At 38.7% G+C, this 12,061-nt stretch carries 14 protein-coding genes; 8 read left to right on the top strand and 6 right to left on the bottom strand.

Annotated features, from left to right (window positions below; genetic code table 11):
• The first annotated feature begins 30 nt into the window (after positions 1 to 30).
• From KUV80_RS10805 to KUV80_RS10790, 4 genes are all read left to right on the top strand, one after another.
• A complete protein-coding gene (locus KUV80_RS10805) occupies positions 31 to 474 on the top strand; it encodes a hypothetical protein (protein WP_222462716.1) in 444 nt (147 codons plus the stop codon).
• A gap of 309 nt (positions 475 to 783) precedes the next feature.
• Entirely contained in the window at positions 784 to 1,326 is a 543-nt protein-coding gene (locus KUV80_RS10800; protein ID WP_222462715.1) for a hypothetical protein, read from the top strand.
• Between the two features lie 109 nt (positions 1,327 to 1,435).
• Positions 1,436 to 1,726: a hypothetical protein gene (locus KUV80_RS10795; protein ID WP_222462714.1), complete on the top strand. Its 291-nt coding sequence runs from the start codon at positions 1,436 to 1,438 to the stop codon at positions 1,724 to 1,726.
• 327 nt (positions 1,727 to 2,053) lie between these two features.
• Entirely contained in the window at positions 2,054 to 2,614 is a 561-nt protein-coding gene (locus KUV80_RS10790; RefSeq protein WP_222462713.1) for a hypothetical protein, read from the top strand.
• A 133-nt stretch (positions 2,615 to 2,747) separates the two neighbouring features.
• Here the strand turns inward: KUV80_RS10790 and KUV80_RS10785 are convergent, their stop codons facing one another.
• The 3 genes from KUV80_RS10785 to pssA form a co-directional block, all read right to left on the bottom strand.
• Positions 2,748 to 3,512, bottom strand: a complete 765-nt coding sequence (locus KUV80_RS10785; protein ID WP_222462712.1) for a DUF2628 domain-containing protein — start codon at positions 3,510 to 3,512, stop codon at positions 2,748 to 2,750.
• A gap of 200 nt (positions 3,513 to 3,712) precedes the next feature.
• Positions 3,713 to 4,042 carry a hypothetical protein gene (locus KUV80_RS10780; RefSeq protein ID WP_222462711.1) on the bottom strand — a complete coding sequence of 110 codons (330 nt, stop codon included), beginning with the start codon at positions 4,040 to 4,042 and terminating at the stop codon, positions 3,713 to 3,715.
• A 137-nt stretch (positions 4,043 to 4,179) separates the two neighbouring features.
• Complete coding sequence (pssA, locus tag KUV80_RS10775; protein ID WP_222462710.1) at positions 4,180 to 4,905, bottom strand: CDP-diacylglycerol--serine O-phosphatidyltransferase; 726 nt, start codon at positions 4,903 to 4,905, stop codon at positions 4,180 to 4,182.
• Between the two features lie 154 nt (positions 4,906 to 5,059).
• Here pssA and KUV80_RS10770 point away from each other — a divergent pair, with 154 nt between their 5' ends.
• The gene (locus tag KUV80_RS10770; protein ID WP_222462709.1) at positions 5,060 to 6,199 is read left to right on the top strand and encodes a glycerate kinase; all 1,140 of its coding nucleotides are present in this window, start codon (positions 5,060 to 5,062) and stop codon (positions 6,197 to 6,199) included.
• 97 nt (positions 6,200 to 6,296) lie between these two features.
• Here KUV80_RS10770 and KUV80_RS10765 read toward each other — a convergent pair whose 3' ends face one another.
• A complete protein-coding gene (locus KUV80_RS10765) occupies positions 6,297 to 6,899 on the bottom strand; it encodes a hypothetical protein (RefSeq protein WP_222462708.1) in 603 nt (200 codons plus the stop codon).
• 106 nt (positions 6,900 to 7,005) lie between these two features.
• On the opposite strand from KUV80_RS10765, the gene KUV80_RS10760 reads away from it, so the two are divergent.
• A complete protein-coding gene (locus KUV80_RS10760; protein WP_222462707.1) occupies positions 7,006 to 7,773 on the top strand; it encodes a LamB/YcsF family protein in 768 nt (255 codons plus the stop codon).
• Between the two features lie 206 nt (positions 7,774 to 7,979).
• Entirely contained in the window at positions 7,980 to 9,275 is a 1,296-nt protein-coding gene (locus KUV80_RS10755; protein WP_222462706.1) for a hypothetical protein, read from the top strand.
• Between the two features lie 182 nt (positions 9,276 to 9,457).
• On the opposite strand, the gene KUV80_RS10750 is transcribed toward KUV80_RS10755, so the two are convergent.
• Positions 9,458 to 9,889: a DUF4362 domain-containing protein gene (locus KUV80_RS10750; protein WP_222462705.1), complete on the bottom strand. Its 432-nt coding sequence runs from the start codon at positions 9,887 to 9,889 to the stop codon at positions 9,458 to 9,460.
• Positions 9,890 to 10,404: 515 nt separating this feature from the next.
• Here KUV80_RS10750 and KUV80_RS10745 point away from each other — a divergent pair.
• Positions 10,405 to 11,205, top strand: coding sequence for a YihY/virulence factor BrkB family protein (locus KUV80_RS10745; protein ID WP_222462704.1), 801 nt, complete (start codon positions 10,405 to 10,407; stop codon positions 11,203 to 11,205).
• A gap of 64 nt (positions 11,206 to 11,269) precedes the next feature.
• On the opposite strand, the gene KUV80_RS10740 is transcribed toward KUV80_RS10745, so the two are convergent.
• The gene (locus KUV80_RS10740) at positions 11,270 to 12,061 is read right to left on the bottom strand and encodes a putative hydro-lyase (RefSeq protein WP_222462703.1); all 792 of its coding nucleotides are present in this window, start codon (positions 12,059 to 12,061) and stop codon (positions 11,270 to 11,272) included.

Below are 12,061 nucleotides of genomic sequence, written 5' to 3'. Positions count from 1 at the left end.
AGGATTTTCTTATATCGAAAGGAGCAACAAGTGAAAGAACTTATTGGTCGGAAATTATTGGTTTCTATTCTAACTAGTTTCATTTTTTCAGCTGGAATACTGCTTGTATCTTTTATTAGAAGTAAAGATTTCTTCTTCTTATTTATACTTCCATTTATTACTATTTATGCAGGCGCTATAATACTTGTATATGGTAGTTTAATATCCATTATTATAGAGAAGTTTATTAAAAAAGCTGATAAGAAAAAAATTCCCGTATTATATATTTTATTTAATGGATTTTTTGGTTTAATAGGTGGTTTAATACTAGATTTAGCTGACGAAAGTAATTGGGAATTAGCACCATTAGGGGGATTATGTGGTTTAACATATGCGCTAATTGATATATTGATTTGTACAAGATTTAAGATTCATATTATCCTTACCATTTTATTAATATATGGATCGTTGTTAGTTAGCCTTTATCTTCAATGATCGGGTGCATTTCTTTAATAAGAAATGTGCCCTTTTTTTTATGAATTAGGGCCAGAACATGGAATTTGAGATTGTATAATGATGGTATATTTGAAATAATTGGAAATATAGTTATCTGAGATCTTATCTTAATGGGATGAGTATTGCGTACGCATTAGTTTTAACATTAAGTAATTTTGGGTTAATCCTACTTGGTGGAGCGACCTTTGGTGTCCTATTATATATAGCTAACCTCATTAGAAAGACACAAGAGAAGTGAAGGATAGGGTAAATGTAATGCTAAATATAAGATAAAAAGGGGTAATAAATATGTCAAAAACAAAAAAATTAATAGGCGGTATTTTATCTGCAGCCGTTGCATTAAGTGCTTGTGGTACGAAGGAAGAAATAGTAGTGCAAGAGGAACCGACTTTTTCTGATGATGAAATAAACACTTCGGTTTATACTGATGAAGAAGTAGAGGTAGAAGATGATGTTGAATTAGACCATTTACAATCTCAATATCCAGGTATGGATTTAGAAGCTATGGAAGATTACATGGAGGTAAACAATCTAGAGTACCAAGAAGAAGAGCTGATTGCCTTTTTAGATGACATTTATGAAAATGGAGAAACTACCTTAACATCAAACTATTACGCTAATGAAAGCTCGTTTCCGTGGTGGATTTTCCTTGTAGCAAATGTAGCAAAAACAAAGCCAACAGGTAAAGTTCCATTAACTAAACTGATATCTGCACCATCAACAGTTAAACCAGCACCTAAGCCAAGCACAAACGTTACAACCTCATCTTCATCTAGTGGTACAAAAACAGGTTCAGGTTTCGGTTCAAGCAGCACTTCTTCTGGTTCATAAAACTTAATTGGAGGGATTAGATGGTTTTAGGCTTGGTTGGATCAGGCAGTTTCTAATTCTAGCAAAATATACAGCATTCCTGTAATAAATTATTCAACAATCGGGTGCGTTGATCCAAGAAGGATTAACGCTTTTATGGAACTTAATGAACAAACGTAGCAGGGATTATGGAATAAGGATGTTTCAATTTAGTATGTATGGTGGTGTCTTATACGTTGAAATCTCAAAATGTCCTTCTGAAGGTTATACTGAAGAAACGTCTGAAAAACATATCCCTCCTAAAAAGATTAAAGTTTATCAAATAGGTGGTGGTTCTCCATATAATAGAACTCGAATTGGGTTTAATACCGATGAAGTAGAAAAATCTTTTATGCTTTGGGAGAAGCAGAAAAATGGCTGATAAAACAATCTCAAAATGGATTTCATAATCAAAATAACAATTGTCAGAAACCAAAGAAACTTATCAAGAACATGTTACATAGTAAAAGAGAAATTTATTTGAGTGCTGTTCAGAACTTAAAAGGAGTAACAACTTATATGAGTATTGAAATTGTATATGAAAGAGAAATTTATAGATTTATTGGCATTTATCCAAGTTTAACTATTGTAAGGTTAGCTTCTAATTTTAAAAAGTTTGTTGTTGTAGATCAGAATGGCAGGGTCGTATCCAACATATGCCAATAAATTTTGAACTAGGAAGATGGATTTGGTTGGAGGGGGTAAACAAGTGAAAAAAGAAATGTTTATTTTTCTGTTTGTTTTTATGACGCTAATGACTGGGTGCCGTTTTGGTACCCATGACACATGGCAAGAAGCTGTATATGACAACGTTAAACAAGTCGACAAGATCCTTCACAAAGAAGAAGTCGATGGATACACGGTTGTGCTATATGAGTTCACTCCAGAACGGGGTCATGAAGAGCTGCCAAAAAACTTGAAAACAATCGGACTATCCTTTCTATCTGGTTCTAATAAAGAAGGATGGATACATGACCAATCAAGATGGATGCATTATGAAAATGATGATTTAATGATGGTGTCTGAACGGTTAAATAAAACAGATAACAAAGGGAAAGAAGTGGTCAACTTTATTGTGAATTATGGAGAAATCCGTAACCCAAAAGCTGAGCATGCCGAATTGCTTCTTCGGTATAGAGGTGAAGCAGCCTATGAAGAAGTACCAATGATACAAGGAATTCGTGGACGATATTATTTCAAAATTGGGGATTATTACAAAGTAAGATTATTAAACGAAAAGAAAGAGGTCATTCACAATCAAGGTGGTTAAGAACGAATGATGAATAGACCATTCAAATATCTTTTACTTTAAAATGCCATGATAAGATAACACGCTATAGTAGCCTGTTATTTTTTTAGGTATTATAGAAATAGAGCTGCCAACACAGCTCTATAAAGTTGACTTATTTGATTTTCTCAATTCGCCGTTGATATTCTTTAGCTTTCTTCTCATTTGATTTCTTACCATCGATGTAAATTTCTTTCCAATCAAACGTATATTTATCATGGTATACATGGAAAACAATTCTTACACCTTCACTGCTGCGATAATCAAAGCCAGAGAATTCAACTACATGATAGCGGCTTTCTTTTCGAACATACTTCCATATTGGTTTATCTGTTGAGCTTTCTAATGCAGTCCCTTCACCACTTAAACGAACAACATCTTTCACATTTGTTTCAGTGGGTAAAGAAGATAAAAAGGCAAATGCGATAAAAACAAGGAAGTGAAAAAGTGCGTTGAGACCGAGCATCATTCCAATGTCTGCACCGCCTTTTGTTTTGTAGAATGCTACCTGTTTAGGAACGGAAATGGTTTTGGCCTGTTTTTGAACATTGGAAACATAATTATAATACCAACGATTGCCGTTTCGTCCGACTACTGAAGCAACGGTCATATAAAAAAGAAAATAAAACCATAGCGGGAAATCTACTAGAAAAAAAGGAATCATCCAAAAAATGTGCAAAGTGCCTATCATAATAAAGGGTTTATACATTTTTCGATAGGCCAACCAGAATGAAAAGAAGAAAAAAGCTACCCAGTTCCACGTGTTATTACGTGCAGGATCCTCAACATATCCCCATTTAACATCGTAATAGGCAGTATTTTTTTGTACAACTTTGTGTTCTTCTTCAAATAAAACGGGTTCCTTTAAAGCTTCGTTCATATTAGTCCTCTTTTCTTATTTGGTAAAATCTAACTTCATTATAGATAAAAAATGGAAAAAAACATAATAAAAAAATGAACTGGTTTATAATCCACTTCATTGCGGGTGTTCTATGATTTTCAGTAAGGCTTATGTACACTATTTCACATACGAGGGTAAAAAGAAAAGCGAGGGTAAATCTCGTTATCTATCTTTTATTTCTATTCGAGGGTATTTAGTTGATCTTCTCGTGCTTTTTGGCTCAGTTCGTTTGAAAAGTTGATGGCGTCGTGAATGGATGAAAAATGTGGAGAGGCATAATACGGCGTTTTATAACAGTTCACTCTATTTGTTTCAGAAGGATAGATGAAAACCTTCCAATGAAAGATGTCGGGTTGCTTTTCGCTTCCTTCCATCGCAATGAGCCAGTGTGTGGATCCTTCAAGCGATGCATTTTCCTGAGATTTGTTTAAAAGAGCTGCTCGATCATTCTCTCCGATAAGAATGAGCCCTTTTTGGTAAAACTCCCTCATGTTCGGATAATCGCTCATACGATCTCTCCTTTCAAAACATGATTTGTCCATTTCTTTCGGTAATGGTTCAACCACATTTCTTGTATTAACTCATTATATGAAAGGAGGGGTAAAAAGATGATTGATGAAAATAAAAAAACCCGCATCTAACGGGTTTATTTTTTCTTCCTTATCCGACGAGGGCGTCGCGGTCTTCTTCGTATTCTGATTTCTTTTACTTTAATGAATCTGCCTACAATGAACAAAATGTATAGACCGAGTGCAACGTAAAAGAAGATGGGTACACTTGCAAACTGATTTTTGGCAACAAGATAAAACATATAAAATAAGAACAACGTTACAAGCGTCCCGTATCTTGGCAGTGGAATGTCTTTGAAGCTCGGGATTTTTTTCGTGCTGACCATCAAGAGTGCCAGTCCATAATAGAGAAGAACGAATATCCATAACGGGATGCTTTTTGAAAAAAGAATCAAGAAAGCCACGATACCACCAGCTAATGTAATCGGAATTCCTCTAAAGTATTTCATCGATTCTTCTGAAGATGTAATATTGAAGCGCGCGAGTCGATACGCACCGAATAGCGGGAACAGACCGGCAACGATGACTCCCCACATATCAAGATGCGCAAAATAGGTATGGGCTACAAGAAACGCGGGAGCCACTCCGAATGAAACGACATCTGCAAGAGAATCTAATTCCTTCCCAATAGCATTTGAAACGCCTAATATCCTTGCTGCTCTGCCGTCTAAGGCATCCAGCATAATCGCGATAAAAATAAGGATGGTCGCGTTTCGGATATCGCCTTGCATGACGTATGCAATTGATAGAAAGCCACAATAAAGATTTCCTAAGGTTAATAAGTTCGGGATATGTTTTTTCATTGTTCACGTCCTTAAAAGAATACTATACTTTCTATAATAGATGATTCGCGTTCGAAACGTTATATCTTTTCCAAAATCCAAAGAATCTTATTCATTAAGCTTATCATGTTTATCGGTAAATTTATGTGAATTTTTAAAAAAGAGGGTGAACAAATTGAAGATTGTCATCGCTCCTGATTCGTTTAAAGAAAGCATGTCGGCAGCTGAAGTTTGTGTGGCGATTGAAGCAGGATTTCGGAAAGTTTTGCCGCATGCTCAGTATGTGCAGGTTCCCGTTGGTGATGGTGGTGAAGGAACGGTTCAGTCTGTCGTTGATGCGACCAGTGGTGAGATTGTAAAGGTTCATGTAACGGGCCCGCTCGGCAATCCCGTGGAAGCTTTTTACGGATTAACAGGTGACGGAAAGACAGCGGTGATTGAGATGGCTGCAGCTTCTGGTTTGCACCTCGTTCCGATAGAGATGCGCAATCCTTTGGTGACGACCACTCGTGGGACGGGTGAATTGATCTTACATGCGCTTGAGCATAGAGTGGAGCGGATTGTGCTGGGGCTTGGCGGATCGGCGACGAACGATGGCGGAGCAGGGATGGCTCAGGCACTCGGTGTAAAGTTTTTGGATCTAAATGGTGAGGAGCTACGGCCTGGCGGAGGAGCTTTGAGCGAGTTGGTGTCGATCGATGTATCCGGAATGGATGAACGCTTAAAGTCTGTACACGTAGATGTGGCGTGTGATGTAACAAATCCGTTAACAGGTCCACTTGGTGCATCTGCGGTATTTGGTCCGCAAAAAGGCGCTACTCCTGAAATGGTCGGATTTTTAAACAGTTGTTTAAAAACGTACGCTGAAGTAGTAGAGCGAGACCTTGGTGTGGCGGTGGATGAGCTTCCAGGTGCAGGTGCAGCAGGAGGGCTCGGTGCTGGAGTCGTGGCATTTTTAGATGGAAACTTACAGAGCGGAATTCATCTCGTGCTGGATGTGATCGGTTTTGATGAAAAAGTGGCTGGCGCAGACCTTGTGATTACAGGTGAAGGACGGATGGACGCACAGACGGTTCACGGAAAAGCACCCGTTGGAGTAGCAAAACGAGCAAAATTAATTGCGGGAGATGTTCCTGTTGTAGCAATTGCAGGCAGCATTGGCGGAGATTATAATACCGTATTCGAGCATGGTATTGATGCGGTATTCAGTGTGGTGAACGGAGCGATTTCGTTGGAAGAGGCACTTCTTAATGGACGAGAAAATGTGGAAAAAACAGCAGAGAACATCGCTCGAATGATAAAGAAAATAAAATAGCCCCTTGGTTCTCAAGGGGCTTCCTAATGATTTAGGTTTTGAGAATGTATGAAGTTTATTGAGGTAGTTACGTTTGATGTTTTTAAAAAGAGGTGCTTTAATTGGAGGCTTCTAGCTTGGATTCCACTTGAAACAGCCTTTTATTTAAAGCTTCTGTTTTTGCATTGGTATTTTTATTAAATGTTTTTAATAAGGCAATGACATCGTCGTTCTGGTTAATCTCAATGCGAGTAACAATATCCCGAATTTCTTTAAAATTAGATTCCATTGAACTCTTTAATTCGTTCTGTCCAGTTTCGATTGAATGTACTTTATTGTTTAACTCGTTCTGTCCAGTTTCGATTGAATGTACTTTATTGTTTAACTCAATCTGTCCAGTTTCGAGTGAATGAACTTTATTGGTTAACTCGATCTGTCCAGTTTCAATTGAATGTACTTTATTGTTTAACTCGTTCTGTCCAGTTTCGATTGAATGTACTTTATTGTTTAACTCGTTCTGTCCAGTTTCAATTGAATGTACTTTATTGTTTAACTCATTCTGTCTTGTTTCGATTGAATGTACTTTATTGTTTAGCTCGATCTGTCCAGTTTCAATAGAATGTACTTTATTGTTTAACTCATTCTGTCCAGTTTCCAAACTGCTGAATTTTGAGTTAAGGCTGCCTAGTTGCGCTAAAATTTCATTCAACACTTTTTCCACATTTTTCACCTCCTTTTCTTGTCTTACTAATCATTTTACAATAGATCAAACTTGTCGTACAGTTGGGATAAATTAAACACGTGTTTAAAATGAAGGAGGTCATTGCATGAGTGTCATTGATATTAACTGCGATATGGGTGAGAGTTTCGGGGCTTACCGGCTTGGGACGGATGAAGAGATTCTAAAGTACGTAACCTCTGCTAACATTGCGTGTGGTTTTCATGCGGGTGATCCGGCAACCATGCAAAAAACGGTAAAATTGGCGCTTGAGCATGGTGTTGGAATCGGTGTGCATCCAGGATTGCCTGACCTCGCAGGATTTGGGCGACGCAACATGGATATTACCCCTCAAGAAGCATATGAGATGGTCGTCTATCAGATCGGTTCGCTTTGGGCTTTTGTTCAAGCAGAAGGCGGTAGGATTCAGCATGTGAAACCACATGGAGCACTCTACAACATGGCTGCTGTTAATCAAGAGTTGTCTGAGGCGATTGCAGAAGCGGTATATAAAGTGAACCCCGAGCTGATTTTATTTGGACTCGCTGGCGGCGAATTGGTGAAGGCTGGAGAGAGAGCTGGACTACGCACGGCATCAGAGGTTTTTGCCGATCGAACGTATCAACAGGATTGCACATTGACTTCCCGCAGATTGCCAAACTGCATGATTACAGACGATGATAAAGCGGTGAGACAAGTCGTTCGCATGGTAAAAGAGGGAAAAGTGATGACGCAGCAAGACGTGGATGTCGCGATCACAGCAGATACCGTTTGTATTCATGGGGATGGAGCGCATGCCTTATCGTTTGCAAAGAAAATTAGGCAAACGCTTGAGGAGTCCGGGATAGCGGTTCGAAAAATAGGGAACTCCATTTAAAAATGAAAGTAAAAAGTAAAAAGGCAAGAATGATGACATTCTTGTCTTTTTTATACCCCTAAAGTCCTGATAACTGTTTTGAAATCCTATTTTACTATACAATTTAAATATTATTTGAACAATTCATACTATTCAATTAAAATTTTTCTTATTTTACAATAGAACTGAATCTTTCGTCTCGTACCAAACAAAAGAGGAGGTCTATTATGAAAAAAGAAATAAGATATTTTACCGTTTTCTCCGCTGTTTTTCTTTTTATAATTATGTTTTCTGAAAAAGAATCAGTGGTACAAGCCCAGGGTAAGCAACACTGTTATAACACTAGCATCCCACTATCACCTGAAGAACAAAGGATTGAGGAAGGTTTTCCGATTCCTCAACAAATTTTAGAGGATAGCGAATTTACGCAGTACGTTGGGAAATTCAAGCGGGACCTGTGTTCAGCGCAGAATGCTGAAAAAGCTGAAAAGGTGATGAAACAACATGGGACATCACTTTGGAAAACGGCTGTCGATCGTGCGCAAGGAAAAAGACCCGACTTGGGTGATCTCGATACATATGATGACCGTCCACTGTATTGGGCAAGATTGCATATGACAAGTGCTCTTCGCCAGTGGGAACCTGATTTTGAGGTGACGGAGGAAGAAAGAGAACAGCTAATGAAGAAGCTAGAATATACATCAAGAGGAATAACTTCGATTGAATTTCCAAAGGGGAAACGAGTTAAACGAATTCTTGTAAGTGGATTTGATCCATATCGTCTGGAACAAGAATTTAGACGCACGAATCCTTCAGGGGCAAGCGGTTTGCAGCTTGATGGACAGTGGGTGTGGACAGATGATGGGCCAGCAATGATCCAAGCTGCTAATTTCCCTGTTCGATGGGATGACTTTGAAGAGGGGATTGTAGAAGATACGTTTGGACCATATCTAAAAAAAGGCAAAGATAGAGTGGACTTAATAATGACAATCAGTCAGGGCGGACCTCGCAAAATGGCAATTGAAGGGTTTGCTGGCCGCTGGCATACGGGCGCTGACAACAAACTGGAGAATCGATCAGAAGTCATTCCGCCTGTTTCTCATTGGCCGATGCCAGAGGCACTCCCGGAATTTATTGAGACGACACTTCCGGTTGAAGCGATGATTGACGCTGAAACAGGTCCATGGCCAGTATTTAGGAATGATAAAGTTTGTGAGTGGCTCCCGCCAAACTATGACGATCCATATGTTTGTCATGAAAACGGTCCAACTCCAGAATCAAAGGCAAGACAAGGCGGGGGTGGAAGTTATCTTTCTAATGAGAGTCAATACCGATCCAATCGTGTACGCATAGGGCTCAAAGCATATGACATTCCGGGCGGTCACCTTCATATCGCAGCTCAAGAATACTATCCAGAAGATAAATCTGTTTACATTACAGATGAATTTAAAGAATTCCGGAAAAACACAGTCGATCAGACAGTGGCTTTAGTAAAAGCTGCAGCAAAGGGAATTGGAGAATAGAGGATTAAAAAGGAGTGTCTCTTTTATATAAGGGGTTCTCTTTTGGAGGAGAAAATCATAATTCGCAAGCCTTTTAGCAGGGGAAATAGCACTATCATTGGATAGGTAAATGACATTAAAAACGACCAGATTTTCGTCTGGTCGTTTTCTTATACCCTTATTCAATTAATGTACCCGATAGGTCATTTATTTTGGATTGATAACAACTCGAAGTCACCATTATAATTTCCTGTACACTCGCTGAGAATATATTTTTTAATGTCTTTTTCTGTTTCAATTTTTATTTTTTGGCAATTATATTCCTCAATAAAATCACCATTTACACTATGAGAAACATTAATTTCTTCTCCATCAAACTTCAATGTCCTAACACCTTTTTGTCCCTCTATCCCATACTGAATATAATTAATTTTAGCTTCATTTTGATTTTCTACATTCTTAACAAATCTATCTAAACCCTCTAAGTTCTTAATGTCATTGTGATTATTTACTACTTCTTCAATTTCATTTGATTGATTTTTATTCAATTCTAATTCAATTTCAGTAGTTGGTTCTTGAGAACAACCCAGTAACGCAAAACTAAGTACAGCTAATAAAATATATAACTTTTTCATAATATTCCCCCTTAATCAAAAAGACGTTACATACGTTATTAAAGTTTCTAAAAACGGTTCATTAAATTAACCAGCCCTTTTATTGAATAAGAAACTCCTTATTTTTAACCTTATAATATATTCGATTTTATCGTTTTTTTTATTCTTTTTCGTTAAGAATGGCAGGTTAATTGACAAGCGAATTAACATATCAAATCGTCGCGTGACAATAGCTATTGTCATCTTGCTAAAAACTATGCTAATTAGGGTGATGATTAAGGTAATAAATGTGGTGTGTTTTCACCAAAATCCTTATATATCAAAAAAGAACCACAACTAATTTCGTTGCGATTTATGATGCTAATTACTATGCGATTTGGCTTATTTTTTCTCGTTTTCTCCCTCAAAAGAGAACCCGTTACTTTTATAGAGGTACTCTTTTTAAATAAAATAATTGCTCTAATTGGTAATCTGCACACGTATTCTAGTAAAGATAGCCTGTTTACAGGTTCTTTTTAGATGCGAGGTGTTAAGCCATGAACATCATTCACGTCCTAAACGAATTAAGTGATCGGTACTTCAGCATGAGAGTGAACGATCTATCGGCACAGATGGCGTATTACTTTCTCATGTCCGTCTTTCCGTTTCTTTTGGTGATCTATTCGCTGCTGACGTATCTGCCTATAAAGGAAGAGAACATATTAAGGCTCATTCAGCCGTATGCCCCTGAAAGTACGTATGAGATGATGGAAAAGACATTATCGTACACGGTAATGAAGCAGGAAGGACATCTGTTATCCCTCGGTTTAATCGTGACCATATGGATTTCATCGAAGGGGTTTCAATCCATGAAACGTATTCTGAATGATGCGTATGAAGTGAGAAGTGAAACGAGCAGTTTACGACAAATTGCAGAAAGTCTTGTATTGACGATAGGTTTTATGATTGTAATCGTATTCTCAGTCATTGTGCCTTTATTTGAAAAAGTGCTAAGGGTTTATCTAGAAGGTGTTTTTTCGAATGGCGCGTTTCAAAAGTTATGGGTAGTGCTGCAATGGGGAATAGGCAGCCTGTTTCTATTAGCCTTTTTTATCGTGTTGTATTCTTTCGCACCAAGTATTAAGTTGAAATTCAGTGAGGTTTTGCCCGGTGCGTTGTTTACCACGATAAGCTGGCAGCTCGTTTCGCTTAGTTTCGCATCTTATGTAAGTGGAAGCAACTATTCCGTACTTTATGGACAACTCGCCGGTATCGTTGTTTTAATGCTGTGGTTTTACCTGTCTGCGATGATGATTATTGTCGGAGGTCTGTTAAATACGATTGTGCATCCGAAATAAGGAGAAGTCTATGAAAATACACCTAAAAAAAGGATGCCCCCAACAAGAGACACCCTTTCCTTCATTATAAAACTCCATACTTCTCATCCCTGACGTCTGTTATGAACATATGCCCGGGTGCATGGGTGATCATGATCTCAGGTTTCACGTGCATCGCAACAGCTTGAGGAGTGACGCCGCAAGCCCAAAATACAGGAACTTCGCCTTCGTGAATCTGAACGGGATCACCAAAATCAGGCTGATACAAATCAAAAATTCCAATTTTCTCCGGATTTCCGATATGGACAGGCGCACCGTGAACAGAGGGGAAGCGGCTTGTGACCTGAACCGCCCTTACCACATCTTCTTCAGGAATTGGACGCATGCTTACGACCATCGGACCTTCAAAACGACCAGCTTTCACACATTCGATGTTTGTTTTAAACATCGGCACGTTGCAGCCGCGGTCAATATGTCGAACAGGGATACCGTTATTCATCAAAGCATGCTCAAACGTAAAGCTGCAACCTAACAAAAAACCAACCATCTCTTTGTTCCAAAGCTCTGTGATGTCCGTTTTTTCCTCAACCAGTTCGCCTCGCCGATAAATACGATACTTCGGAATGTCCACTCGTAAATCAGCGTTAGGTGCAACGAGTGCAGGAACAGCAGAACCGGGTTCGGTTACGTCGAGCACCGGGCATGGCTTTGGATTCCGCTGGCAAAACAATAAAAACTCAAACGCCAGTTCTTTCGGCAGCACGACTAAATTTCCCTGTGTGTACCCGTTCGCAAGTCCGCTCGTTGGTTTTACCCAATCGCCACTTCTGATCATTTTGCGCGCCTCGACTGGCGATAGTCGGTCTAGAGCATTCAT

The sequence above is a fragment of the Fictibacillus nanhaiensis genome (assembly GCF_019801215.1).
Taxonomy (GTDB): domain Bacteria; phylum Bacillota; class Bacilli; order Bacillales; family Fictibacillaceae; genus Fictibacillus; species Fictibacillus nanhaiensis_C.
This window is presented reverse-complemented; position numbering and strand designations above follow the sequence as displayed.